This window comes from Dyadobacter diqingensis (assembly GCF_024220585.1).
GTDB lineage: Bacteria > Bacteroidota > Bacteroidia > Cytophagales > Spirosomataceae > Dyadobacter > Dyadobacter diqingensis.
This window is the reverse complement of the sequence record NZ_JAMXKF010000008.1, coordinates 328,592-355,067: the sequence shown is the minus strand read 5'-3', so window position 1 is coordinate 355,067 and position 26,476 is coordinate 328,592. Positions and strand designations below refer to the sequence as shown.

Here is a 26,476-nt window from a genome sequence, read left to right as displayed (position 1 = left end):
CTACAACAACCCCTTTAACAACTTCTTTTTCCTGAACCGGAGAAATTGTTGTTTCGTACATTTCTTCAAAACGAGTACGGTCAGCAGCTGAATAGCCTGTACCGAATCCTTTGTCTTCTGCTTTTTCCCAATCGAAATCAGGCAATACTTGTGTTTGTTTTTCCTTAGACATAAATAGGAATTAAAGCTCTTGATTACATCAACTGGCGAGCCACGCAGTCGAAAATTAGTTTAACTAGTTATTTTAAAAACAGGACGCAAAGGTAGGAATTTTCTAAATAAAAACCCATATCTCTAGGATTTGATTTAGAAAAAATTTATACGATGCCGTCACAGGCGAAGTGGGGGAGTTTCAATCAGTTAACTGCTCTTTCTTTTGAGCCAAGGTAAGGGAGCCATTCTGCATCGGCCAGTCCGGAAAAGTCTCGGATAAACATTAAAAAGGAAGGTCGGAACGGTCGTTGGCGCAGGTGCATTCCGGCTTCTTCCGGCGTGTAGTCTCCTTTTTTGGAATTGCAGCGTTTGCAGGCGGTGGCTAAATTATCCCAGGTTGTTTTTCCTCCCCTGGATTTGGGCATCACGTGGTCTAACGTGAGGTGGTCATGTGTTCCGCAGTACTGACATCGGTTTCCATCCCGTTTGAAGATATTGTGCCGGGTCATCACAACGCCGCGATAGGGTAGATGAATGTATCGGTTCAGGCGGATGACAATGGGCATCGGATATTCATCCCTGACAGTCCTGAGAAAATGAGTCGGAGATTCCGCCAGCAATTCAGCCTTATTTAAATAGACCAGTAAAAATGCTTTTGGCACGGTGCAAACACTAAGTGCGCTATAATCTTGATTAAGAACCAGAACTTTACCCATGAGTCTTTACGGCAATTAATTCCCACAATATAGGAATTTTACCTAAAAAAACGTTTCGTAAAATTCAATTATTGTTAAAAAAGCCGCTGGCGTACCGCCTGAGATTTAATTACACGAAAATTTTCCGACCAAGTGACTAAATAGCTAACTCTCAGGCTGCCTGTCCCGCTCAATAGTCTGAGCGGTCGCTCTCCCGTTTCAGATCTTTTTCCTTGATACTATCCCTTTTGTCATAAAGTTTTTTCCCTTTTGCCAAAGCAATGTGCAACTTGGCAAAACCGCGATCTGTGGTAAAAAGACGGACAGGAACAATCGTCAGCCCCTGGTCCTTCAAGTTTTCACTGAGCTTCCTCATCTCACGTTTTGTGAGCAGCAGCTTACGGTCCCGCAATGGGTCATGATTCCAGTGTGTGCCTTCGGTATACACGGAAATGTGCATGCTGCGAACATACAATTCCCCGTCCATAAAAAGACAATACGCATCGGTAAGGTTAACCTTGCCCTGGCGAATTGATTTTATTTCGGTTCCTGTTAACGATAAACCTGCTGTAAACTCTTCAAGAAAAAAATATTCGAACGACGCACGCCGGTTTCGGATATCGACTTTTTTTACTAATTTCTCTGACATATTATATTACTAACACAAAAAGGTCTGTAAAATTAGGGTTTTGCTAAAACTATACCAACAAATGAAAATAACAAGCGCAAGGGGGTGCCTAAAATGCACCCTGTTTTTAAGCCTTTTAATAACTATTTCAAATCTTGCATTTGCACAATCACAGGAAGCAGCGATACGCGCTTCGGTCGACAAATTGTTTGATGGTATGCGATCCGGTGATTCCTCCGCTTTGAGAAGTGTGTTTCAGCCGCAATCAATACTGACTTCAATCTCTGTCAACGCCAAAGATTCAGTCATTTCGCATCAGGGCAAAACGGAAGAATTTATTGCTGCCGTTGGCAAGCCACATCCGAAAAAATGGGATGAGAGAATTTATGACGTCAAAATCTCGGTGGACGGCCCCATGGCGATCGTTTGGGCGCCCTACAAATTCTACCTCGGCGACACATTTTCACATTGCGGAGTCAATGTGTTCACGATGATCAAAACAGTGCACGGTTGGAAAATCAATGCCATTACCGATACGAGACGAAAAGAGGCTTGTCTGTAACCTCTTAATCCGGTCAAAACGCTCTTCAATAATAACAGAAACCGCAGGGAAAATAGTCACGCTACCTTTCCTGCGGTTTTTGTTATAATACGAGGTCGGCTATTAACCAAGCATGGTCAACAGACTCGTCAGTTTATCTTTCAAATCTTTACGATCTACAATGAAATCCAGGAAGCCGTGTTCTAATACAAACTCTGCACTCTGGAACCCTTTCGGAAGATCTTTACCAATCGTTTCGCGAATAACCCGCGGACCTGCAAAACCGATCAGCGCCTCAGGTTCTGAAATATTGAAATCTCCCAACATTGCATAAGAAGCAGTTACGCCACCGGTCGTAGGATCTGTCAACAAAGAAACATAAGGAATTTTGGCCTCCGACAGCAACGCAAGTCTCGCCGAAGTTTTTGCCATTTGCATCAATGAAAATCCGGCTTCCATCATACGTGCTCCGCCTGATTTAGAAATCATCAGGAAAGGCTGTTTGTGTTTCAAGGAATAATTGATCGCACGCGCAATTTTTTCTCCAACCACAGATCCCATGGATCCTCCGATGAAATTGAAGTCCATGCAGGCGATCACGATTTTCACATCGTTCATTTTTCCATAACCTGTACGCACGGCATCTTTCAGACCGGTTTTATGCTGTGTTGCTTTGATACGATCAGGATATGCTTTGGTATCCACGAAATGCAGCGGATCACCGGAAGTCAAATCAGCATCAAGCTCGGTAAACTGGTTCTGATCGAATAACAATTCAAAATATATATCAGACCCAACTTTTTCGTGGTAGTTGCAATGCGGGCAAGTGTAAGCATTTAATTTGTGCTCTCTGGTAGCAGTAATTTTCTTGCAGCTTGGACATTGATACCACAACCCATCCGGAGCTTCACGTTTCATTTCGGTGGGTGTATTGATACCTTTTTCTTTCCGAATAAACCAGGACATATTATTTAGTGGGTTAATATCTTTGATTATAGTCTGTAAACAAACCTTTTATCTACTATTCACGATGAAATTAGGGGTCAAATATACTAATAAATGTTTGGTATCATCAAAGTGTCACTTACTATTGCATCCTCCGATATTAGTTTTAACCTTACTTTGGCAAATTGGGCACGAATAAAAAATATCTTTATCTTGTAGCCTAATTCTATTAATCAAGCATCCTTACGAATTCAGATCCAGCAATTTCGATTCGTACTTTAACGTATGGCAGCTACTACTTCTATTGTGATCATTGTTGGTACCAACCGGCCAAATTCAATGTCACGACGCATTGCAGAATACTACCAAAGACTTCTTAATCAATACGATACACCAAGCACAATACTGGACCTGGTTGATTTGCCGCATGATTTCACTTTTACCGCATTGTATGCAAACAGTGGAAAAAATGGCGCTTTCAACGAACTCAGAAGCCATATCGACGGGGCTGAAAAATTTATTTTCATCGCCCCCGAATACAATGGTTCTTATCCCGGCGTCTTAAAAGCTTTTATTGACGGACTTCCTTATCCCAATAGTTTTACAAATAAAAAAGCGGCACTTGTGGGATTATCTTCCAATAATCAGGGGGCCGCAACGGCTTTAAGCCATTTAAATGACATTTTCAGCTATCTGGGTATGAATACGTTAGCACTTCGGGTGAAGCTGGCCCAGATCCAGGCTCACTTTCATGATTCCGAGATTACCAATCCATTATACAAAGAGTTACTGGAAATTCAGGCGGAACAAATTATCCGTTTCTAAAAAAAGAAGGAGCCTTACGGCTCCCTGTCTTTTTATTTTAACCAATGCTGTTCCATTTCGCTTGACGGAATGGCTGGTTTTTTCCATAATTCGATATGGCTGCGACGGTAAGCCGGGCCTTCAAGGTCGCCCCATTTTACCAGACCGCCCTGAAAAGATTTCACCATCGCCTCTATTTTCGCAGTTTCTTCATTTGACCATTCGTTGCTTTCGTCAAATTCTACATACGAAACATGGCTGTATGACCGGTCGTCCTCCATTTCAAGAACATCCGGGTCAACCATCAGGTCAATAGATCCTGTTGCTGTATTTTCTTCAAGCTCCTTGGTCAATATAACCGTCGGCGCTTCCTGAGGTACAATGATATTCGGAAGTTCAGGCACTGGCACAATATCTTGTGGCTGTGTTTTTCCTGTAAATCCATTTTTAAGTTCAATGCCAGGAATCGGTGATTCAATACTGTCAAAACCCGCGGCAACGATGGTTACACGAAGTTTATCGCTCAGCGAATCATCCGTAATCGTACCCAGTTTGAACATTCTTGCTTCTCCACCAACCTGAGAAAGGACATAACGCCAGATCTCGCGTTGTTCCTTCATCGTAGCCTCTCTCTTTTTGCTCGTCGCAAGAGTCACCAGGATGCGTTTTGCACCACGGATATCCCGGTCATTCAAAAGCGGAGAGTCAAGCGCTTCTTTAATCGCCAGCTGGGCACGATCAGCACCCGTTGCTTCGGCAGTTCCCATTACAGACTGTCCGGCGTTTTTAAGAACCTTTTCTACGTCTTTAAAGTCAGTATTGATATTTCCGTTTGTCGTGATGATTTCAGAAATACTTTTTACTGCATTCAGAAGAATTCCATCGGCCTCGGCGAATGCCTGGGTCAATGTCATATCTTCATACAATTCTTCCAGTTTATCGTTAAGCACTACCAGAACGGTATCGCTAAATTCCTTCAGTTGTTCAATACCCTCAAGGGCTTGCTCTTTCTTGTCAAGACCTTCCCAGGTATAAGGTGCCGTTACAACAGCTACGGTAAGCTTGCCCATTTCTTTTGCAAGCTGCGCGATCACTGGTGCCGCGCCGGTTCCAGTACCACCACCCATACCGGCAGTGATGAAAACCATTTGCGTGGAACCTCCAAGTAATGCTTTGATCTCCTCAATCGTTTCAAGAGCCGCTTCCTTTCCCTTCGTTGCATCAGTCCCTGCTCCCAAACCCTGAGTTAAAGTAGCACCAAGCTGAATCTTAACCGGAACCGGGCTGTTGGCAAGCGCCTGCCTGTCCGTATTACAAACGGCGAATTCTACATCTTTGATCTTTTTCTCAAACATGTAGTTGACGGCATTGCTTCCTCCGCCTCCCACGCCTATCACCTTGATGATGGCTGGTTCGGTCATGCCTGCATTGGGGTCTTTTACGATTTCGTTCACAATGTAGTCCTGGTCTAGAGCGTGCAACAAATTTTTATTCATAGTCCGGGGTAGTTGATATTAGTGCAATTCTTCCTAAATAATTTCAATAGTCTCCTATACTGTCATCTTTGCGGCCAATGATACGATCCCAAAATGATCCATCTTCTTTTGGCACTTTTTTCAATTCCTTTGGTTTAGTGGGTGTTTCTCTTAACGGGGCACTTTGATGTACAGGAGGTTTGCATATTGATTTTACTCGCGGATCTATTGACTTAATACCAGCCCAGGCTAATCCAATCGCAGTAGAAAATGAGGTATTACTTACAGCATCAGCTTTGGCAGTATGCGCCAGACGTTCAGGTAATCCGACCCGAACAGGCATATTGGTCACTTTTTCAAACAATAATTCAATATCAGGAATATTGGCCGTTCCGCCCGTCAGGACAATTCCGCCAATCAGATGCTCTTCATAACCCGATTTCAGGATTTCGGCATATACCATCGCTGATATTTCCTTTAACCTTTCCTCTATGATCAGGGCAACGTTTTTCTTCAAAACCTGCTTTGGCGGACGTCCGGCAAGGAAGTTCACCAAAACTTCAATATTAAGCGGCACTTCTGACGAAATAGCCACACCGTGTTCCTTTTTCAGCTTTTCAGCATTTTCAGGCTGCACCCCACAACCCAGCCTTAAATCGGCTGTGATATGTCTGCCGGCAATCGGGAACGAGGCAATATGACGGATGATGCCATCCTGGTAAATCACGAGATCCGTTGTATGATCTCCGATATCCACCATGGCAATACCCGCTTTTATTTCTCCTTCGTCCAGCACAGCAAGGCTGGTGGCAAGAGGAGCGTAAATCATCTTGTCAAATTTCAGATGCGGATCTGCTTCCAGCAAACTTTTCCGTGTACGCTGAATGGACTGGTTATTGGCCGAGACAATTAAGAAATTCCCGCCCAGCTTAATTCCGGTTCTTCCCACAGGTTCACGCACACCTGTCGAATTATCGACCACAAATTCCATCGGCAAAACGTGCAGCACATCATAGTTTGCCTCCGTTTTTGCCCGGTACATATCATCAACTAACTGGTCAACATCTCTTTGTGTCACCTCATCGCCCGTAGACGAAGTAGGACGGATCACGCCGTCGCTTTGTGGTGTAACTCTTACGTGTGTGCCGCTGAAACTTACGTTTACAATACCAATATCCAGGTCCGAACGTGACGACGCTTCGGCAAGTGCCTCGCGGATCGCGCTTCCAACCTGTTTTATATTTTCAACCGAACCATTAATCACAGCTCCTTCAGGCACAAGAACTTCGCTAAATCCTAAAATCTCGATATTGTCAAAACGAGATCCCGTTGATGTGCCCTGCGCTGCTACTACGGTAATTTTCGTGCTTCCAATATCTACTCCTACTACAATATTATCCTGTGCCATGTTGATGGTGAATTATTATTCACAAACTATTTGATCTTGAAACTTAACACTAATTTTTGAATATCTGCTCCAATCTTTGCTAAGCACTCTGTCGTAAAAAATACGGAGCTTCTCAAATTTCGGCTCGAAATTCTCTGCCATTCCTAATTCAATGCGCTGATCACCTAAAACGGTCATTAACTGGACTTCTCCATCTTTGTCAACATACATTTCAGCAACCTGTGCACTCCAGAATTCATTGGTATTCAAAAAACGGATTAAATCCATCAGCATCTCGCCTTTTTTGGTTTTTAGCTGCTTTGGACTACTAAAAAAAGGACCTGAAACCAACAGAGTCCGTGCCGAATAACTCTCGGACAACGGAAAAAAAACGCCTTCATCATTAATATAGTATCCGGAAGTATTACGCCACTCACCATGCTGCGAAGTATTGATCCATCGCGCAAGCGGTTTTTCCTGCTCTACTTCTACGACTATATTACCCTTAAGGTCACGAAATACCTGACATTTTTTTACAAGCCTGTTCTTTCTGACCCGGTTTTCAAGGTCCGAAAGGTGTACATCCCGTAATCTGCTTCCCAATAACGGGTCACCTCCATTCTCGGTCAGGAGCATCTGGATATCTGTTTTATCCAGAAAATGCATCCCCGAATCACCGTCGATCGAGATGATAATATTGTTACATCGTTGATTACCAAGGCGACTTTCAGCCATACCAATGCCAACAATTGGCAAAATAAGCCACAAGCTACGTTTAAACAAATGCCAAGAATAGTCAAATTTACGTAACATCTTAGTAATTTTAAAAACGCCGGTACTAATTATTACTAAAAGGGTTTTGTAACATATTTTTGATAGGCCCTACCAGGGTGTCAATGTCACCTGCACCAATCGTTACTACAATATCAGTATTTAATTTCGGTAAAAGGTCTAAAACTTCCTTTTTACTTACCAAAATCTTATCTGATATAGAAACTTTTTCTAGTACCATTTCAGAATTCACCCCGTCGATCGGCAGTTCACGTGCCGGATAGATATCCAAAAGTAACAGCCTGTCAACCAGCGAGAGACTCTCTGCAAATCCGTCTGCAAAATCCCTTGTTCTGGTAAACAAATGGGGCTGAAAAATCCCCGTGATATGCCTTCCCGGATAAAGTGCCCTTACAGACGATAAAAATGCCTCAATTTCGGCCGGATGATGCGCATAATCATCAATATAAACTTTGCCCGGCAACTCTACCTGATATTCAAAACGTCTTTTTACACCACGGTAGCTTTCAAGCGCTTCTTTTATATTTTCAGGTGAAACTTCCAGATACAAAGCAACCGCCGCTGCGGCCAGTGAATTCTCAATATTGTGATATCCCGGAATTTTCATCGCAATATCCTTAATCACTCCGCCCGGGTGAACGATATCAAAAACAAATCGCGCATTTTCAATCCTGATCCGGTCCGCATAATAATCGCCTTCGGTCAATGAATACGTAAATACGCTGGCTTTTGTGCTGGAAGCAAGTTCCAATCCTTTCTTCATAAACAATGCACCGTCTTCATCAATCTGGCTTACGTATTCCCGGAAAGATTCCAGAACAGCTTCATGTTTTCCATAAATATCCAGATGGTCAGCATCCGTGGACGTGACGATGGCTATTTCCGGGAAGAGTGTCAGAAAAGAACGGTCAAATTCATCAGCCTCTACCACACATACCACTTCACTGAGATTTTCCGTTGGGGCATTTAACAACAAATTGGTGCCATAATTCTGGGTAATCCCCCCCAGAAATGCGGTACAATTCACATCCGAATAACGCAGGATATGCGCCACGAGCGACGATGTCGTCGTTTTTCCATGCGTTCCTGCAACACCAACTGTTTTTAAATTCTTTGTAAGCAAACCTAATACCTGTGATCTTTTCAGGATCATAAAATTTTCCTGCCTGAAATAATTCATCTGCTTATGCTGCACAGGAACCGCCGGCGTGTAAACAATTAAAGTCTGCGAAGGATCAGCGATAAATTCTGCGGGAATACTTTCTATTTCATCTTCAAGGGTAACAGGAATTCCCTCAGAAATAAGATTCTGAACCAGCGGGGTCGAGGTTTTGTCATACCCGGCCACCTGAAATGCGTTGGCCTTAAACCATCTGGCCAAAGCACTCATGCCAATTCCGCCTATTCCAACAAAATATATGTATTTCCAGTTATTCATAAAATGCCGCGATAAAAGATATTTTTTTGTAAAATGAGATAAACACTACTTGATTAATTTCAGCACCTCGGCAGCAATATCATATGCCGCCGTCGGTTTAGCCAGCTTCTGAATATTGGCTTTTAAAGACTCCTGCTTTTTCTCGTCTCTCAGCAAATTCAAAGCTGCCGGGATCAATTCTTCCGCTGCGTTGGCATCCTTGATAAAAACGGCAGCATCCTGTTCCACCAGATTCATTGCATTTTTCGTCTGATGATCTTCCGACGCAAACGGGAAGGGAATCAGAATCGAAGGCTTTACCGCCAGACATAATTCCGAAACGGACAATGCGCCTGCTCTCGAAACAACTACGTCGGCTACGGCATATGCAAGATCCATCTCGTAGATAAACTCAAATGCTTTGACCTGATCCGATTTCAGGTTAGCAACCGTTTCATTCGCAGTACTGATAAAACCTTTTCCAGTCTGCCACAACACCTGATAACCCGCCTCAACCAGACTGGCCAGCCCTGCGTTCAAACTTTCATTGATTGACCTGGCCCCCAAACTTCCTCCCATCACGAAAAGCGTTTTCCGGTTTTCCTGAAACCCGAAATGTGCCAATGCCTCCTTTCGTTTGGAACTGACATCAACGATATCACTGCGGACAGGATTCCCGTAAAGCCTGATTTTTTCACCCGGGAAAAATGCTTCCATTCCCGGATAAGCCACACATATTTTACTGGCCCTTTTAGCCAGAAGTTTATTGGTGACGCCTGCGTAGGAATTTTGCTCCTGTAAAAGCGTCGGAATGCCTAACAGCGATGCAATCATCAACAAAGGACCGCTGGCAAAACCACCCACGCCGACCGCTGCATCCGGCCGGAAATCTTTGATCACCGACCTGGCTTTCCACAAACTCCTCGTCAACTTTATCGGAAAACTGAGATTATCCAGAGAAATCTCTCTTTTGATACCCACAATTGGCAAACCAACAATTTTATATCCGGCGCGGGGCACTTTTTCCATCTCCATTTTACCAAGGGCACCTACAAAAAGGATCTCAATTCCCGGTTCAATTTCCTTAAGGGCGTTGGCTATGGCAATGGCCGGATAAATGTGTCCGCCAGTTCCTCCTCCGCTAATGATTACTCGTTTAGACATAAAATTTTTAAATCTTTTGCTCATCCATTTTTTCACCTCTGCTTACACTGAGGATCATGCCCATTGCCACACCTGTAAAAAGCAATGATGTCCCGCCCTGACTGAAAAAAGGAAGCGTCTGACCGGTTACAGGGACCAAACCAACCGTTACCGCCATGGCAGAAAATGCCTGGCTCACCACAACGAAGGTTAACCCGGCAGATAACAATCCGCCGAAAGGTCTTTTCGTCGCTTCAATGGCCTTAAGTCCCCGATATAATAAAATGAGGTAGGCGATCATCAATGCCACGCCTCCCAATGTTCCGTATTCTTCTACAACGACAGCAAAAATAAAATCCTTTTGAGGCTCGGGCAGGAACCTCCGCTGACGACTTTTCGCCGGACCTTCTCCATACAATCCGCCCCGGGCCATCGCCATGTAAGATTGCTGCGACTGATAAACCACGACATCCTTATCCAAAAAAGCACTGATCCTGTTTTGTGCTGTTCCCGAACGCTGCGTTGAATTCAGCAGGATCGCAACACCCGCGAAAAAAACCAGTCCCAACGCGGTAAAAAACAGATAGTGGATCGGCACCTTGCCTACGAACATCAGCAAAAAACAAATTCCGGCAAGCATAATCGCCGTCGAAACATTGCTGGTAAAAATCAGTCCGCAAACCACACCGACCAAAGCCAGCGGTTCCATGAAAAGCTCCCGAGTATTCCAGCCGCCCTTGATATGCCGGGCTAAAATCAGCGACAAATGTGCAATTAACGCCACTTTCGCCCATTCTGACGGCTGAAAGCGTTGCCCGATGATGGGTATTTCAATCCACCGCGACGCCTCGTTTACCGACCGGCCGAAAAACATCGCGAAAATGAGGAGCAAAATAGAGCTCCAGACAGCCATTCGCGTTACGTAAACAAATTTGATATACGGGATTTTATGAATCCAGAACATGATCAGCAGCGACAGTACGCACAGCACAGAATGTTTAAAAAGATAATATTCTGTATCACCCTTTTTCAAACTGTACGCGTCCTTCACACTCGCGCTATATACCACCACGATACTCGAAAGTAACATCCCCACACAGATACCCCAGATCCAGCGGTCGCCCTTAAGGTTGCCCGCGAACCATGCCTGCGTATCTTCCCTCAATTTCTGAAAAGCGTCCATGGTGAACCAGCTATTTGGTTAGATTGATAACGGCCTGCTTAAATTTGTCACCTCGGTCTTCGTAATTCTTAAACAGGTCGAAGCTGGCGCAGGCGGGTGAGAGCAATACAACGTCTCCCGGCGCACTCCATTTTTGTGCCTGATTTACGGCATCCTGAACATCCTCAGTCACATAAATCTGTGGCACGATGGCGCCAAAATATTCTTTCAGTTTCTCGAATTTCGGTGTCAGGATAATCAGCGCTTTTACCTTTTGGCGAACAAGTTCTTCAATCTGACTATAATCATTGCCCTTATCCACACCACCGGCGATAAGCAAAATCGGCTGATCGAAACTTCCCAGGGCATAAAAAACAGAATCTACATTGGTCGCCTTCGAATCATTGACATAAGTCACCTCGTCGATTACAGCCACCTGCTCCAAACGGTGCGGTGCATTTTTGAATGATAACAGACCGCTTTTTATAGCTTCCGGGCTCAATCCCACACACTGCGCAACCAATATCGACGCCAGTGCATTAACCGCATTGTGAGGACCTTTTATAGGCAATTCTGGAAAATTCTGCACATAACTTACACCACCTTTATTGGCTGTAAGTGTTTGCCCTTTTAAATAACCGCCCTGTGCCAAAGTATCTTTTAATGAAATCCCCCATTTCCTCGAAGAAACAGACCGTTTTTCCAGCTCTGAAACAATCACATCGCTGTCTTCAAAATAGATAAAATCGTCTTCAGCCGTTTGTTTTTGAATAATCCGGAATTTCGAATCGACATAATTCTGAAAATTATAGTCATACCGGTCCAGGTGATCGGGCGTGATATTCAGCAATACCGCAACGGACGGACGGAACTCAAAACTATTATCTAACTGGAAACTACTGATTTCCAATACATAGTAATCAAAATTCTTTTCCGCTACCTGCCACGCGAAACTTTCACCGATATTTCCGGCAAGACCAACATTCAGCCCGGCTTCACGCAGAAGATGATAGGTGAGCAAAGACGTTGTTGTTTTACCGTTACTACCTGTCACCGCAATCAGTTTCGCATCGGTATAACGGGACGCAAATTCGATCTCCGATATAACCGGAATCCCTTTTGAGACAAGTGCCACGATGATCGGAGCCTTGTCGGGAATACCCGGACTTTTAACCACTTCATCCGCATCCAGAATAAGCGAATCCGTATGAAGTCCTTCTTCAAAATTTATATTTTCACGAAGTAAAACTTCGCGGTATTTCTCACTGATCGGACTGCGATCCGACAAAAAAACTTCGAACCCTTTTAATTTAGCAAGTATTGCCGCCCCAATGCCACTCTCTCCACCACCCAATACGACGAGTTTTTTCTGCACCATATTTTCACATTTTAACTAAAGGAGTAAAGTACGCAGATTAATCCCTTCCAATGAAGAATTTTTTACGCTTTCTTGAAAAAATCTTACGCATAAAAAAAGAGGCATGAAATCATACCTCTTTCTCTGCTTATGGTTGTAAATATTTTATGCGTCTTTCTTCGCTGACTCTGAAAGCTTTAAACGATTTGCCGCCTTAACGATTAGGAAAATAACCCATGCGATGATCAGGAACTGAATCATGGTCTGAATAAAATTACCATACTTGATGGCAACTTCCGGTGTTTCTCCCACCGCTTCCTTCAAAACAACTTTTAGTTGGGTAAAATCCACGCCACCGATAATGATCCCCAGAATAGGATTGATGATATCCTCAACCAGCGAGGTGGTGATTTTTCCAAAAGCAGCTCCGATGACAACACCGACAGCCAGATCCAAGACGTTGCCCTGGGCAATAAAGGTTTTAAATTCCTGTAGCATAAAGTTTGTAGTTAAGATGTAACGTTGGTTAAATCTAACTAAAACGTATATAAAAAACCAATACTTAATCCCTGTGCAAATTGAATATCATCGACCTGAGACTTGTTGTACACCAGGATCGCACCTAAATTCACATTGAAATATTTAGCGATTTTAGCCGTCAGCATAGCGTCAAGACGGTGGTCATTTTTAAATTCTTTTTTGTCGGTTACCTGATTTCTGTTGTAAGCCGTGAAAAGCAGATATCTGAATTTCAAGTTTACATTTTTTGCCAAATCCTTATCAAAATTCGCTACAAGCTGTGCGATACCCACTTCATTGCGAAATCTCTTTCCGGGTTTCACTCCATAATTTCCATCTACATTTAGATACAACTTGTTATCAGACACGATGGTTTGGCGAACTGCACCCGGAGCAAGGTCTATAAAGAAATAAGGAACGGGACGGTATTCAATACCAATCGCTTCGGTCACATACGCGGGAGCAAAAAGGCCCGAAACCTTGGTTTTAAAATTGATAGAATCCGGATGTGTTGAAGACGAGTAATTATAACCATTGGCAAACTGTGACAAAAGGTTTAAGTTCCCGAACAGGCTCCATTTATCCGATAATGCGTAGTTGTATTTTGTATCAAAAAAGATTCGGTCGAGATTTTTACGGCTTCCCTGGGATTCATTTTTCACAATACCATATTGCGACTGGAAATCATTTCTCCACGAATGTTTCCCTTTCTTTTTTTCGCTCAATGCGTTGAATAACGCGCCGAGAGCAATGGAACTTACACCCCCGCCCGTCCAGTTTGAACTGAAAGAACCCTGCGTAAGATTAACCCCGAATTCTATTTTCCTCCAGGCGGTATCACCCTTCACTTTTAGTATTCCACTGTTAAGCGAATTGGACAGATCAACCTTTTTTTTAATATCATCCTGTGCGAAAGCCAGGGAAGAACCCAGCGACAGAAGACCGATAATAAACGGGGCAAATTTCATCTTTTTGCTCATACTCATACAAATTAGTAACGTAGTTAATTAAAAATTTCCACCTGCCGGGTCTGAAAAAACTGTAATGGCAGTATGGTAGTGGTGTTATCATTTACAATGGTCACTGTGGTATTATCAATTTTGGTGATGACACCCTTGATATCGTCGATTTTGATAATCTGACCTTCCCTGTAATTTTTCCGGCTGTAAAACGATGAAATAATATTGGAAAGCACATCCTTCGAGGCGATACCGTAACCCAGCGAGAACGCCAGGATAACGCCGCCAATCACAAGAATAAAACTCGATTCCAGCAGGGTAGTTTCGATACCGATCTGGCCAAGTGCACTGATGAAGGTGATGATCAGGAAAAAGACAAAGGCAATGTTTCCGATCAGTTTTGAAGACGGGATATTAAAAGATTTACACGTAGCCACAACAGCTCCTTTGATTGCATCGGAAATCATGATGCCAATCTGAAGCATCACTGCAGCAGCAATCAGCTTTGGAATGAAATTAACCAGCGACAATACCATGCTTGTGATGGCATCCACGCCCAGCGTTTCCGTCGCAGCAGTAAGGAAAATCAATAATATGAAATAGTAGACCACTTTGGCTACAATATCACTTAATCTGATCTCAGTTTTAAGCTGTTTGATCAGACCGATTTCATTCAGTTTATCACCGATACGGTCAAATCCGATGGTGACAAGTACTTTACGAATCACAATGGTAATACCTTTTGCGACCAGGTAACCAATGGCAATAATAATAAAACAACCAATAACACGCGGTACAAAAATTACAAATTGATTGATTAACGTGTTAAACGTATTGATTAAAATTTCAGAAATATTGGGGAGGTTGTTCATATGAGAGAGTAAAATGTGTGCTTGCTATTGTGACATCCCGGAATGGGCTCGTCATTCCGTGTCGATCGAGGACAGACTTACGGCCAGTGCATTTAAAAAATGCTCTGTAAAATGAGTAACTACATTCATAGTATCCCGGATGGTGTTCACCTCGGAAACTAATGCCCTTTTTAAGTATTCAGGGACCTCATCCGTAGGTTCTAATTCCTTTAAAACTGAATTTCCTGAAGGCATATCTCAGCTGTTTATCAAATACTTAATTAATTCTATTATTTTGATAAAGAATATACCAAGGAAAATCATCGTCTCCAGATATTTCTTACGAAGCTTTTCCCGCGATCTCAGCAGACGCATTTTTACTGCACTTTCTGTTATTTTAAATATATCGGCGATATCCCGGATACTCAGGTCGTCGGTATATTTCATAAATAAAATACCCTTTTCATCAACAGTTAAATGGTCCAGAGCCGTTTTGAGATTTCTGGCCTCTATATCATCCCCGTCGAAAAGGTTATTAAGATCAATGTCATCAGGAACTTCCATAGGTTCGTCCTGATAAACTTCACCCCTCTTTTTGTTAGATCGCAGCTGATCCATACAATGGTTGTATGTGATCGAATACAGCCACGTAGAGAATTTGGCGTCCTCCTTGAAGGTACCCAGCTTAAAAATCAGCTTTAAAAAGATATCGTGTGTCAGGTCCTCAGCCTTTGCCGAATCCTTTACAAAAGACAGGCATTTATGATATACCTTATCGGCATATCGCCCGTACAGTTTCTCGAAATACTGGTTACGCTGGGTATCCACAAATAATTTTACCAACTCTTCGTCGGTATAACTATTCTCTTTTAAATCTTCTTTAAACGTTTTGACCGCCATACATGCAAAAAGTAACGGAGCGAGGCCTAAGTGGTGTGTAAAAAATATTTTTCTTTGGCAAATAACAAAAACAACGCTTGGTATACAAGTATGTACCAAGCGTTGTTTTTATTTTTTTTCAGGAAATCTTTCAATTATGCGCCAATGGCGATTCTTTTGAACGACTTTACAGTCAAACCCTTAGCAGTTTTTTCTACCAATTGACGGATTGTCAATGAAGAATCCTTCACAAACTCCTGGTTCAACAAAGTATTGTCTTTGTAGAATTTCTGTAATTTACCCTGAGCGATTTTTTCAAGCATAGCTTCTGGCTTGCCTTCTGCACGCGCCTGTTCTTTTCCAACTTCGATTTCACGCTCAACTGTTGCAGCGTCAACACCGTCTTTGTCAAGAGCAACCGGCTTCATTGCAGCAATCTGCATTGCAACGTCTTTTCCTAGTTCGCTAACGTCAGTTCCGTTAACTCCTTCGAACGCTACCAATACACCAAGTTTACCGTTTGAGTGGATGTAAGAGACAACCTGATCAGCTGTTACGTTTTCGTAAGCAGCGATAACCAATTTCTCTCCCAATTTACCAACAAGGTCAACGATGTTTTCACTTACAGGACGGCCGTCAGCCAAAGTCGCAGCAAGCAAAGCTTCTTTATCCTGGATATCGTCTGCAACAGCTTTATCCAAAATGCTCTTCGCAAGATTTTTGAAATCTTCAACGTTTGAAACCGGTTCAGTTTCGCAAGCGAAAGCAACAAGTTTTCCGTTAGTTCCGTCAGCACTGATTGATACCAATACAGTTCCTTCTGCTACTTCGTTATCAGCACGTTTTGCAGCTACTTTCTGACCTTGTTTACGTAGAATATCAACAGCTTGTTCGAAATCACCATCAGCTTCCTGAAGTGCTTTTTTACAATCCATCATGCCTGCGCCAGTCATTTGGCGTAGTTTATTTACATCTTGAGCGGTAATTGCCATGATTTATTTCTAAATGGTTAAAAACTTTTTACAAAACAGTTCAATTCCGTTGATTAACAGATTAAGTAAATGTTAACGAATCGGTTGTAAACTATTTTTCAATTTGAATTTTAAAAAACTGTAGCCCATAGCAAATGGCTATGGGCTACTTTATCTATCAGAAAGAACTGGGTTATTAACTAACCCGGTTCATATCGCCCTGACTACTCTTCGTCGCTTTCAATAGCTGGAACTTCAGCACGTGGTGCTGCAGCAGCTTCCTCATTGCCTTTGTCTACCTGACGTTTGGCTTCTTCTTCCTCTACAAGACGCTGATCGTCTTTATCCTGCTTGCGTTCCATCAGACCTTCTTCGATTGCCTTACCGATCGCCAAAGTGATCAATGAGATAGCTTTGTAAGCATCGTCATTACTTGGGATAGGGAAATCAACCAATTCAGGGTTTGAGTTTGTATCACAGATTGCAAAAATAGGGATGTTCAATCTTTTTGCTTCTGCTACCGCAATGTGTTCACGTTTCACGTCAACGATGAAAAGTGCTGCCGGAAGGCGAGTAAGGTCAGCTACACCACCTAAAACTCTTTCCAACTTGTCCTTTTCACGTGTAAGCATCAGGCGTTCTCTTTTCGCGATATTGCTAACCGTGGTTTCGTCTTTAAGCATCTTCTCAAGAGTCTGCATTTTTTTCAAAGACTTGCGAATAGTGCCAAAGTTTGTAAGCATACCACCCAACCAACGATCAGTTACGTAAGGCATTTTAAGGCGTTTTGCCTCTTCCGTTACGATTTCCTGCGCTTGTTTTTTAGTAGCCACAAACATGATCTTACGTCCTGAACGAACGATCTGTTTCAAAGCAGCCTCAGCTGATTCTACACAGCTAAGTGTTTTGTTCAGGTCAATGATGTGAATACCGTTTTTTTCCATAAAAATATATGGAGCCATACGGGGATCCCACTTGCGGGTAAGGTGACCAAAATGCACACCTGCATCCAATAGGTCTTTATATTCTATTTGTGCCATTGCCAAATTTGAATTTATAAGATTTTAATAATTTTTTACGCAGCACAGCACATCGGGCACGATAAGTACTGTCTGGACTTTTTCCAGGGAAGAATGAACGGATATATGAATGAAGAATAACCTACTTTCAAAACCCTCAATCGCCCGGAAAATATTAACGTTTCGAGAATTGGAATCTTCTACGAGCCTTAGCACGACCGTATTTCTTACGCTCAACCATACGAGGGTCACGAGTAAGGAATCCTTCTTTCTTCAACGCACCACGGAATTCTCCGTTGTATTCAACCAATGCACGTGAAATAGCCATACGAACAGCCTCAGCTTGTCCTGAAATTCCACCGCCTCTAACGTTTACTTTAACATCGTATCCGTTGTTACCGCTAATCGTAACGAAAGGCATTTGCAAAACGATCTGGTGAACTTCGAAAGGGAAGTACTCCTTATAATCGCGGCCGTTTACTTTGATTTCTCCTTTACCTGGCGTTAGGTAGATGCGCGCCACAGCTGTTTTTCTTCTACCAATTGTGTTGATAACTTCCATGAATTGCTTTTGCGTTATCAGTTTTAAACCTCAACGGCTTAAAACTGTATTTCTTTAGGTTGTTGAGCACTATGCGGATGTTCCGCAGCGGCATAAACGAACAAATTAGTAAACAAACGACGTCCCAAACGACTTTTTGGGAGCATACCTCTCACGGCTTTCTCGATTACACGCTCTGGGTGTTTTTCAAGCAATTCGCGAGGAGTTTGAAAACGCTGACCTCCTGGGTATCCTGTATGACGAACATAAACTTTGTCTGTCAACTTCTTACCTGTCAACTTTACTTTATCGGCGTTGATAATGATAACATTATCACCACAGTCCACATGAGGAGTATAACTTGCTTTGTGCTTGCCTCTGATAATTTTGGCAACTTCACTGGCCAAACGACCAAGAACTGCACCTTTGGCATCCACAACAACCCACTCCTTGTTCACTGTGTTTTTGTTCGCCGAGATGGTTTTGTAGCTTAACGTATCCACGATTAACAAAAATTTTAATTGATTTTCAATAAATTACACTGTATAAGAACAGTCCCATCGCAAAATGGGAGTGCAAATATAGAGTTTAACAAATTGAATTACAAGTATGTTTGTAATTTTTCCCGGATACCGCTCATTTTGTAATACTTATGATATGGGAGATTGATCAAAAAAATTGCTTTATTCGGGCAGATTTCAAAGATTTCCGGTGACTATCAGCCAGTAAACAAGTATTAAGAAAACGAAAAATACTTTAATCAAATAATATTCATTCATAAACCCACGCCCAATATTTCGCACTTCCTGATTATGCATTTTAAAAATTACACGCCAAAAATGAATGTTTCAGGGATCAGATTTGCCCTGCTGACACTTTTGTTAGCTCTTTCTACCCTACATTCACAGGCCCAGTCGTCAGAAACATTGGGTTTCAGACCGCTTTTTAATGGAAAAAATCTGGATGGCTGGGTTGATGTCAATACGTCGAAAGAAACCTGGAAGGTAAAAAATGGTACGCTGATTTGTTCGGGATTACCAATAGGGGTGATGCGGTCGGACAAACAATATGAAAATTTCATTCTGGAAGTCGAATGGAAACACATGACAGCCGGCGGCAATTCGGGAATTTTCATCTGGAGTGAGGGCACACAATTTAAAGAGGATCCCCTGACAAAGGCCATAGAAGTACAAATGCTGGAACTGGACTATGCCAGACAGCATAATGCCACCGACGACTACGTTCACGGAGAGTTATTCCCCACCATGGGCATGACCGCCATTCCCGATAACCCGAGAGGAATCCGCAGCAAATCCATTGAAAAACGGTGCAAGGGAAAAGGAGAATGGAACAAATATGTGGTCGTTTGCGTGGATGGTACGGTAAAACTATCCGTCAATGGAAAATTTGTAAACGGGCTCCGCGCCTCAGAACGTAAGAAAGGATACATCTGCCTGGAAGCCGAAGGTGCTGAAATTCACTTCCGTAATATGCGTATCATGGAACTGCCTTCGGGGATCACGTCTGCGGAACAAACGGCGCCGGTTGTAAACTGATTTGTGAAGTTGGCTATGCCTTAATAACTTACGCAGGTTATCACAATGTCCATTACAAAATGAAAATCTCCTTTATCGGTGCCGGAAACGTTGCATGGCATCTGTCTCAGGCATTTGAAGATGCCGGTCATGTTATTTGTGAAGTTTACAGTCGTGATACGCAAAAAGCCCGTCAGCTGGTATCATTGCTTTACGACTCGACAATACAGCCCGACCTCAACTTTTCGGAAAGCGAAGCACAAATTATCTTTATAACCGTTTCCGACGACGCTCTGAAATCGGTTATTGAGCGAATTGTCTTGCCGGAAGGCGTTATTGTGGTACATACGTCTGGCACGCGTTCCCTGGCCGAACTTCAAAATTTACTGGAAATTTACAGTGATGTTCCTGTGCAAACCGGCGTGTTTTATCCTCTCCAGACTTTCACAAAGGAGGTCCCGATGGATTACAAACAATTACCCATTTGTATCGAAGGCACCAGCGATATTGTTGAAACCCGGCTCAACGACCTTGCCGAAAGCGTCAGCAATTATGTCCGCCATGCCGATTCCGATGAAAGGTTTATTTTGCACGTGGCAGCCGTTTTCGCCAGTAATTTCACCAATCATTTATTAAGTATCGCAAACGACCTGCTGGCCAGAGAGCAGCTCAGCTTCGATCTCCTGAAACCGCTTATCCGAACGACAGTTGACAAGGCTTTGCAGTCCGAAGATCCGGCTTTGGGCCAGACAGGCCCGGCCCGACGGGGAGACTGGAATACCACCAACCGGCATCTTGAATATCTTCAGGAAGTTAATCCGGAATGGACCGATATTTATCGTTTGATGACCGAAAGAATAAGAAGCCGTCATATAGGAAATGACTAGGCGGTACTTCGCCGGGAAAAAAGTTAGACTATCTTTGCACACAATTCCAATCTTGAAATTTTATGAGTTCAGCCCTAGAAGAGCGTTTCAAAAAGATTACCACATTTATTTTTGATGTTGACGGCGTCATGACCGACGGCAGTGTTATTGCACTCGAAAGCGGTGAGCAGCCTCGTATTTTCAATGTTCGTGACGGATATGGCATCAACCGAGCTGTCAGACTGGGATATAATGTTGCCATTCTTTCAGCTCAGAATCAGGTGGGTGTCCGTAAAAGACTGGAATACCTGGGTGTGAAAGATATCTTCATTGGCACCACACCAGACGGAAAACTACCCATCTTCAAAAAATATCTTCTGGAACGCGGCCTTACCGAGGACGAGATTGTATTCATGGGTGACGATCTTCCGGATTATGAAGTAATGAAAACGAGTGTTCTCGGAGCCTGTCCTGCTGACTCTGACCAGGAAATTCTTGCGATCGCAGATTATGTGTCTCCTGCAAAAGGCGGTTACGGCGCTGTACGTGACGTAATCGAGCAGGTAATGCGCGCGCAAGGAAAATGGATGTCATGGTTTGAATCGAAGTAAGAATAGAAATAAGTGGCACACTCGGAAAACAAGCGTTACTTTCCCAATTTGAATGGCATTCGCTGCATTGCAGCACTTTTAGTGGTTTTTCATCATTTGGAGCAGGCCAAACATGCTTTTGGTATTGACAATTTTTATGATGTAACAATCATAAAACATGCCGGCAGGCTGGGCGTAGGTTTGTTTTTCGTATTAAGCGGATTTTTGATAACCTATTTGCTACTCGAAGAAAAAGGGCGTTTCGGTGATGTGGACGCAAAAAAATTCTACCTGCGCAGGGTATTCCGGATCTGGCCTATTTATTTTCTGATCATTGGTTTATCGTTTTTTGTATTCCCCCATATTGACCTGCTTTATTTCCCAGATGCAAACGAAAAACTGACACATGACGTCGCTCCGCGACTGGCATTGCTGTTTCTCGTCCTGCCCAATTATGCGTTCGTACTTTACGACCTTCCGTATTGGTGCGCACAGACCTGGTCCATTGGCGTGGAAGAGCAGTTTTACTATCTGTGGCCCTGGATTATCAAGTATCCCAGGAAAAGCGGCCGGATTCTTTTCCTTTTTCTCTTCGTTACGGCTGCTCTTTTGTTCGGCGGAGCATATCTTCTTGATAAAACAGATGAAGAGAAAATATCTGCAATTACCACTTTCCTGGGCCAGTTTCGTATCCAGACCATGGCACTTGGCGGACTTTGCGCATATCTGGTTTATACAAAAAAGACCACGATTCTCGATTTTGTTTTCAGAAAAGACGTTCAGATTGTCGTGTATACCTTGCTGGCAGTGCTGTTTTTCTCAGGAGTACATTTTACCGGATTTCTGGAACTGTACGCGCTCTTTTTCAGCTTTTTTGTACTGAATGTATCCTGCAATAAAAATACGATCATCAGCCTGGAAAATAAAGTCATGAGTTATCTGGGCAAGATATCTTATGGACTTTACATCTACCACGTTTTTGTCATTGTCATTATAATCAATACGTTAAGAACTTTTTCGCCGCAAATATCGGGCACGGGTTATCACATCATCCTGTACGTGCTCACGCTGGTATTGTCGGTAGGCGTGACGGCACTTTCCTATAACTATTTCGAAAAACCTTTGTTAGCTTTTAAGGATCGACATTTCGGACGATAGTTTGTGTTAAATGCAGAGTTTGGGTTCGGTCCGCCGCGCGGTTTTACGCGGTGTTTGGGGAGGTGTTTTTAATTTCAGGAAATGAGTTAATAAAATGACCGGCCGCCGACCGGTCAGGCATTCGTTTTTGTTAAATAAACAACTCCTTTAACTCCGCGCAAAACTCACCTACCTCTGCGTTTATTGAAGGTTTTAGGAGAGTCTATTTTGAGTCCTGGAGTTCGGACATGGTGTAGAATTTCAGGTTTTGAGATTTTGCTTCCTTAAGGATTGTTTCCAAAAATGCTACGCTGAATCCGTATTGGCCGTTTTTTGGTTTTTCATATAATGGCTGATGACCGAAAAGCATAACTGCTGTATTTGTTTCTTTTGCCCTTTTTAATGCTTCTTTTATTTCATTTTCACTAATATTCGTCCCTTCGTCAATCATCAGCGCATCTACGATCCGCTTTTTATTGAACGGATAATAAATCCAGCGCATGATTCTTGGAGCCAAATGATAGACGGGGATCCCAAATAATTCCCGCTCCGCCTGCGCAACATCCCGAAGAATTTTGAATCCGTTTGCCAGTAAGATTGAATCCGCCTCATCTGTATGATTTCCGCCGGGATGCGCATAGGAAGTCGGTTTTATCCCGATTTGTGCCAGATGTTTTAACCCCGGTTTTAGTTCGGTTTCGATATACTTTTCGGGACCATGAGATTTTAACATTTCTGTGGCATTGCCGTGTATCGTTCCGTGAAAACCGATTTCGTGTCCGTCTTTTTGCAGTTGTTTTATTTTGATAATTTCGTCAGGAGTAAGCGTATCAGGGCAGGTCAGAAAAAAGGTGACTTTGGCATCGTATTTTTGAAAAAGTGGCCTTAATGCATACCAATCGTTGATAAAATGGTCATCGAAAGAAATGGCGATGCCGGATTTTTCCGAATCAGCGGGTTTTTCACGGCAGGAGATTATCGACAGTGCGATGGGGGCAAAGAATGCCAGCATCCTGATGTTTTTATATATTTTTTGGAAGCGATAGATCAATGGAGTTCGATTAAATATTTCAAATGTATCCAAACGAAGTATTATTTTCGCTAAAATAATTACCCAAAATGAAAATTCTCCACACCGCAGACTGGCATATCGGAAAAAAGCTTGACAACTTTTCCAGACTGGAAGAACAAAGGCTCGTGTTAAATGAAATTTGTGAAATTGCTGATCAGGAAGAAGTTGATGCTGTGGTGGTGGCCGGCGATCTGTTCGATAACTTTAACCCATCCTCCGAATCTACCGAACTATTATACAGCACCTTATACAGATTATCCGCCCATGGCAGCCGCGCAGTGATCGCGATTGCCGGCAATCACGACTCCCCCGAGCGTATTGAGGTGCCCGATGCCCTGGCGAAGGTCTGCGGGATTATTTTTGTGGGTTTCCCCAATGCGGAAATAAAACCATTTCAAACCCAGGCAGGACTGGAAATCGTTAAATCTGACAAGGGATTTATTGAAATCAAACTCCCGAAATCTGAAATCCCGCTGCGTATCCTGCACACACCGTACGCCAATGAGCAGCGCCTTAAGACCTTTTTAGGCCTGGAAGATTCGGAAGAAAACCTGCGAACCCATTTACAAAAACACTGGCAGGAGCTGGCTGAAAAATATCTGGACGATAACGGTTTTAACCTGCTCGTCACACATCTGTATGTCATGAAAAAAGGGGATCCGGCTCCCGAAGAAGAACCAGATGAAGAGAGACCGATTTTACATATCGGCGGGGCGCAGGCCATTTACACTGAAAATTTCCCCGAGCAAATTCATTACATCGCGCTGGGTCATTTGCACCGTTATCACCGCGTGGATAAAATGCCGGCGCCATCCGTTTATTCCAGCAGTCCGCTGGCTTATAGTTTTTCAGAAGCAAACCAGACGAAGTATGTCATTCTCCTTGACGCAGAGGCAGGGAAACTGAATAATTATCGGGCTATCGAACTGACGAAAGGAAAGAAACTTCGCCGCGGAAAATTTGATTCGATTGATGAAGCCATTATCTGGCTTCAGGAGCATCCGGAGGATCTGGTTGAGCTTACGATCGTTTCGGATAACTATCTGGAAGCAGCTGATAAAAAACGCCTGACAGAGGCACATGCAGGTCTCGTGCAGATTATCCCGCAAATTAAAAAGATCGTGGAAGAGGGTGGTTCCTCAGGTATTGATCTTACTCTGAGTATGGAAAGTCTTTTTCAGGAATATTTCAAAAGTAAAAATAAAGGACAGGAACCTTCGGAAGGCTTACTGAATGTTTTCCGGGAAGTGTTGGGAACAGAGGAATAAATCCTGTTACTGTATAGATAAAAAGGCAAGCACACCGGAACAGTATGCTTGCCTTCAATTTTTTATAGCAAAGGAGTAAAGTTTTTTCAGACGAAATCAGTTTACCCGTTTCAATTTTGCTTCAATCGTTTGTTGTGTGTGAGGTACAATACGCAGCCTCTCTTTTGGAATCAGTTTACCTGAATCAATACAAACACCGTATGTACCATTTTTAATGCGTACCAGTGCATTTTCCAGCTGAATTGAATACTTCTGTAATCTGGCCGCCAACTGGCTTAGATTTTCACGTTCACTTGCATCAGCACCGTCTTCGATAGACTTCGCTGTGCTCGCCGTATTATCTGTACCGCTATCGTTCTTTTTGCTCAGACCTCCCTTAATATAGTTAAGTTCATCGAGAGTTCCTTCCAGTTTTGCACGGATAAGTATCTCAAATTCCTTCAATTCCTCCTCAGAATATCTAGTCCTTTCTTCTTGCATAATCTTAATTGATTTGAATCTGTATTAAGGCCCCTTTATAAAACAAAAATAATAGTAATCAGTTTACTTCTGAACAATAAATTCCGGGAAAAGCTCCCCTTCCTATTGAAATCACTCATAAAGTCCACCCAACTAGTAGGACAAAGCACTGGCAATCAAAAAACAAAGCCACAACCTGCGGCGGGAAATGGCTTTGTTACTTTATTGTTAAGTTATTTATAAAGAACAGTCTTCACTGCCTCTACAACCCGCTTAACATTTGGTAAAATTTCTTCAATAAGCGTTGGCGCGTATGGAAGCGGCACATCGCGGTTGGTTACGCGGATTACCGGTGCATCCATATAATCAAATGCATTACGCTGGATATGATAAGCAATCTCAGTTGAAATAGATGCCAACGGCCATGCTTCTTCAACAACAACGCAACGGTTTGTTTTCTTTACAGATTCTACAACGGTCGCATAGTCAATAGGCTTAACCGTCCTCAAATCGATTACTTCCACGTCGATACCTTCTTTTTCCAGTTGCAAAACAGCCGGCATTACCACACGTGGGATCATTTTACCAAAAGAAACAATGGTAACATCTTTTCCCTGACGTTTTACATCTGCTTTTCCCAATGGAATAAGATATTCTTCCTCAGGAACCATCATTTTATCGCCATACATTACTTCCGATTCCATAAAGATAACCGGGTTGTTATCGCGGATGGCTGATTTCAAAAGTCCTTTTGCGTCGTATGGATTTGAAGGAACAACCACTTTCAAACCTGGCGTGTTAGCGAACCAGTTTTCAAAGTTCTGCGAGTGCTGCGCACCCAGCTGACCTGCATTTCCAGTTGGTCCGCGGAATACGATAGGAGCACCGTACTGTCCGGCAGACATAGATAAAATTTTCGCAGCGCTGTTGATGATCTGATCAATCGCAACCAACGAAAAGTTGAATGTCATAAATTCAATGATAGGACGGAGACCGTTTCCGGCTGCTCCAACTCCAATTCCTGCAAAACCCAATTCGGCGATCGGTGTATCAATCACACGTTCCGGTCCAAATTCATCAAGCATTCCCTGACTGGCTTTATAGGCGCCATTATATTCCGCAACTTCCTCGCCCATAAGGAATACACTTTGATCCCGGCGCATCTCTTCCGACATGGCGTCGCGAATGGCATCTCTAAATGCTATTTCTTTCATCCGTAATTTTATGATTATTTAATGGTCCGTGGTTCCCCACCGGGATGTAGCCAGACAAATTCATCCGAAGGAGGTTAAATTCAATTTCGCCTGGTTT

Annotated in this window: 29 protein-coding genes; 7 read left to right on the top strand and 22 right to left on the bottom strand. The window is 43.0% G+C overall.

What is annotated here, in order from left to right; all coding sequences use genetic code 11:
• Positions 1-356: 356 nt before the first annotated feature.
• On the bottom strand, positions 357-869 hold the full coding sequence (locus tag M1L62_RS21470; RefSeq protein ID WP_254561680.1) for an HNH endonuclease: 513 nt from the start codon (positions 867-869) through the stop codon (positions 357-359).
• 169 nt (positions 870-1,038) lie between these two features.
• Positions 1,039-1,497, bottom strand: a complete 459-nt coding sequence (gene smpB / locus M1L62_RS21465; protein WP_254561679.1) for an SsrA-binding protein SmpB — start codon at positions 1,495-1,497, stop codon at positions 1,039-1,041.
• Between the two features lie 61 nt (positions 1,498-1,558).
• Here smpB and M1L62_RS21460 point away from each other — a divergent pair, with 61 nt between their 5' ends.
• The gene (locus M1L62_RS21460; protein WP_254561678.1) at positions 1,559-2,038 is read left to right on the top strand and encodes a nuclear transport factor 2 family protein; all 480 of its coding nucleotides are present in this window, start codon (positions 1,559-1,561) and stop codon (positions 2,036-2,038) included.
• A gap of 102 nt (positions 2,039-2,140) precedes the next feature.
• Here M1L62_RS21460 and accD read toward each other — a convergent pair whose 3' ends face one another.
• Complete coding sequence (gene accD, locus M1L62_RS21455; RefSeq protein ID WP_254561677.1) at positions 2,141-2,983, bottom strand: acetyl-CoA carboxylase, carboxyltransferase subunit beta; 843 nt, start codon at positions 2,981-2,983, stop codon at positions 2,141-2,143.
• A gap of 264 nt (positions 2,984-3,247) precedes the next feature.
• Here accD and M1L62_RS21450 point away from each other — a divergent pair, with 264 nt between their 5' ends.
• Positions 3,248-3,787 carry an NADPH-dependent FMN reductase gene (locus tag M1L62_RS21450; RefSeq protein ID WP_256527749.1) on the top strand — a complete coding sequence of 180 codons (540 nt, stop codon included), beginning with the start codon at positions 3,248-3,250 and terminating at the stop codon, positions 3,785-3,787.
• Positions 3,788-3,819: 32 nt separating this feature from the next.
• Here the strand turns inward: M1L62_RS21450 and ftsZ are convergent, their stop codons facing one another.
• From ftsZ to rplM, 16 genes are all read right to left on the bottom strand, one after another.
• A complete protein-coding gene (ftsZ, locus tag M1L62_RS21445) occupies positions 3,820-5,262 on the bottom strand; it encodes a cell division protein FtsZ (protein WP_254561676.1) in 1,443 nt (480 codons plus the stop codon).
• A gap of 43 nt (positions 5,263-5,305) precedes the next feature.
• Positions 5,306-6,649, bottom strand: a complete 1,344-nt coding sequence (gene ftsA, locus M1L62_RS21440; protein WP_254561675.1) for a cell division protein FtsA — start codon at positions 6,647-6,649, stop codon at positions 5,306-5,308.
• Between the two features lie 15 nt (positions 6,650-6,664).
• Positions 6,665-7,441 (bottom strand): cell division protein FtsQ/DivIB, encoded by a 777-nt coding sequence (locus M1L62_RS21435; RefSeq protein ID WP_254561674.1) that lies wholly within the window; start codon positions 7,439-7,441, stop codon positions 6,665-6,667.
• 25 nt (positions 7,442-7,466) lie between these two features.
• Positions 7,467-8,858, bottom strand: a complete 1,392-nt coding sequence (murC, locus tag M1L62_RS21430; RefSeq protein ID WP_254561673.1) for a UDP-N-acetylmuramate--L-alanine ligase — start codon at positions 8,856-8,858, stop codon at positions 7,467-7,469.
• Between the two features lie 45 nt (positions 8,859-8,903).
• The gene (murG, locus tag M1L62_RS21425) at positions 8,904-10,001 is read right to left on the bottom strand and encodes an undecaprenyldiphospho-muramoylpentapeptide beta-N-acetylglucosaminyltransferase (RefSeq protein ID WP_254561672.1); all 1,098 of its coding nucleotides are present in this window, start codon (positions 9,999-10,001) and stop codon (positions 8,904-8,906) included.
• 7 nt (positions 10,002-10,008) lie between these two features.
• Positions 10,009-11,163 (bottom strand): FtsW/RodA/SpoVE family cell cycle protein, encoded by a 1,155-nt coding sequence (locus M1L62_RS21420; RefSeq protein WP_254561671.1) that lies wholly within the window; start codon positions 11,161-11,163, stop codon positions 10,009-10,011.
• 10 nt (positions 11,164-11,173) lie between these two features.
• Positions 11,174-12,520 (bottom strand): UDP-N-acetylmuramoyl-L-alanine--D-glutamate ligase, encoded by a 1,347-nt coding sequence (gene murD / locus M1L62_RS21415; RefSeq protein ID WP_254561670.1) that lies wholly within the window; start codon positions 12,518-12,520, stop codon positions 11,174-11,176.
• Positions 12,521-12,664: 144 nt separating this feature from the next.
• Complete coding sequence (gene mscL / locus M1L62_RS21410; protein ID WP_254561669.1) at positions 12,665-12,997, bottom strand: large-conductance mechanosensitive channel protein MscL; 333 nt, start codon at positions 12,995-12,997, stop codon at positions 12,665-12,667.
• A 38-nt stretch (positions 12,998-13,035) separates the two neighbouring features.
• A complete protein-coding gene (locus M1L62_RS21405) occupies positions 13,036-13,998 on the bottom strand; it encodes a DUF3078 domain-containing protein (protein WP_254561668.1) in 963 nt (320 codons plus the stop codon).
• A gap of 23 nt (positions 13,999-14,021) precedes the next feature.
• Complete coding sequence (locus M1L62_RS21400) at positions 14,022-14,849, bottom strand: mechanosensitive ion channel family protein (protein WP_254561667.1); 828 nt, start codon at positions 14,847-14,849, stop codon at positions 14,022-14,024.
• Positions 14,850-14,900: 51 nt separating this feature from the next.
• Positions 14,901-15,083: a hypothetical protein gene (locus tag M1L62_RS21395; protein WP_254561666.1), complete on the bottom strand. Its 183-nt coding sequence runs from the start codon at positions 15,081-15,083 to the stop codon at positions 14,901-14,903.
• A 3-nt stretch (positions 15,084-15,086) separates the two neighbouring features.
• Complete coding sequence (locus tag M1L62_RS21390) at positions 15,087-15,728, bottom strand: RNA polymerase sigma factor (RefSeq protein WP_254561665.1); 642 nt, start codon at positions 15,726-15,728, stop codon at positions 15,087-15,089.
• A 134-nt stretch (positions 15,729-15,862) separates the two neighbouring features.
• Positions 15,863-16,699, bottom strand: a complete 837-nt coding sequence (gene tsf, locus M1L62_RS21385; RefSeq protein WP_254561664.1) for a translation elongation factor Ts — start codon at positions 16,697-16,699, stop codon at positions 15,863-15,865.
• 203 nt (positions 16,700-16,902) lie between these two features.
• Entirely contained in the window at positions 16,903-17,718 is an 816-nt protein-coding gene (gene rpsB, locus M1L62_RS21380) for a 30S ribosomal protein S2 (RefSeq protein ID WP_254561663.1), read from the bottom strand.
• A 154-nt stretch (positions 17,719-17,872) separates the two neighbouring features.
• On the bottom strand, positions 17,873-18,259 hold the full coding sequence (gene rpsI / locus M1L62_RS21375) for a 30S ribosomal protein S9 (RefSeq protein ID WP_090340116.1): 387 nt from the start codon (positions 18,257-18,259) through the stop codon (positions 17,873-17,875).
• A gap of 38 nt (positions 18,260-18,297) precedes the next feature.
• On the bottom strand, positions 18,298-18,741 hold the full coding sequence (gene rplM / locus M1L62_RS21370) for a 50S ribosomal protein L13 (RefSeq protein WP_254561662.1): 444 nt from the start codon (positions 18,739-18,741) through the stop codon (positions 18,298-18,300).
• Positions 18,742-19,077: 336 nt separating this feature from the next.
• Between rplM and M1L62_RS21365 the strand changes: the two genes are divergently transcribed.
• The 4 genes from M1L62_RS21365 (at position 19,078) to M1L62_RS21350 (ending at position 22,387) form a co-directional block, all read left to right on the top strand.
• Entirely contained in the window at positions 19,078-19,794 is a 717-nt protein-coding gene (locus M1L62_RS21365; protein ID WP_254561661.1) for a 3-keto-disaccharide hydrolase, read from the top strand.
• 59 nt (positions 19,795-19,853) lie between these two features.
• Positions 19,854-20,660: a Rossmann-like and DUF2520 domain-containing protein gene (locus tag M1L62_RS21360; RefSeq protein ID WP_254561660.1), complete on the top strand. Its 807-nt coding sequence runs from the start codon at positions 19,854-19,856 to the stop codon at positions 20,658-20,660.
• A gap of 62 nt (positions 20,661-20,722) precedes the next feature.
• Positions 20,723-21,250 (top strand): KdsC family phosphatase, encoded by a 528-nt coding sequence (locus tag M1L62_RS21355; RefSeq protein WP_254561659.1) that lies wholly within the window; start codon positions 20,723-20,725, stop codon positions 21,248-21,250.
• A 12-nt stretch (positions 21,251-21,262) separates the two neighbouring features.
• Complete coding sequence (locus M1L62_RS21350; protein WP_254561658.1) at positions 21,263-22,387, top strand: acyltransferase family protein; 1,125 nt, start codon at positions 21,263-21,265, stop codon at positions 22,385-22,387.
• A 202-nt stretch (positions 22,388-22,589) separates the two neighbouring features.
• On the opposite strand, the gene M1L62_RS21345 is transcribed toward M1L62_RS21350, so the two are convergent.
• Positions 22,590-23,378 (bottom strand): polysaccharide deacetylase family protein, encoded by a 789-nt coding sequence (locus M1L62_RS21345; protein ID WP_254561657.1) that lies wholly within the window; start codon positions 23,376-23,378, stop codon positions 22,590-22,592.
• Positions 23,379-23,485: 107 nt separating this feature from the next.
• Between M1L62_RS21345 and M1L62_RS21340 the strand changes: the two genes are divergently transcribed.
• Complete coding sequence (locus M1L62_RS21340) at positions 23,486-24,706, top strand: metallophosphoesterase family protein (protein ID WP_254561656.1); 1,221 nt, start codon at positions 23,486-23,488, stop codon at positions 24,704-24,706.
• A gap of 96 nt (positions 24,707-24,802) precedes the next feature.
• Here the strand turns inward: M1L62_RS21340 and M1L62_RS21335 are convergent, their stop codons facing one another.
• Complete coding sequence (locus tag M1L62_RS21335; RefSeq protein ID WP_256527747.1) at positions 24,803-25,186, bottom strand: TraR/DksA family transcriptional regulator; 384 nt, start codon at positions 25,184-25,186, stop codon at positions 24,803-24,805.
• A 212-nt stretch (positions 25,187-25,398) separates the two neighbouring features.
• Positions 25,399-26,379 (bottom strand): pyruvate dehydrogenase complex E1 component subunit beta, encoded by a 981-nt coding sequence (locus M1L62_RS21330; protein ID WP_254561655.1) that lies wholly within the window; start codon positions 26,377-26,379, stop codon positions 25,399-25,401.
• Positions 26,380-26,476 lie beyond the last annotated feature (97 nt).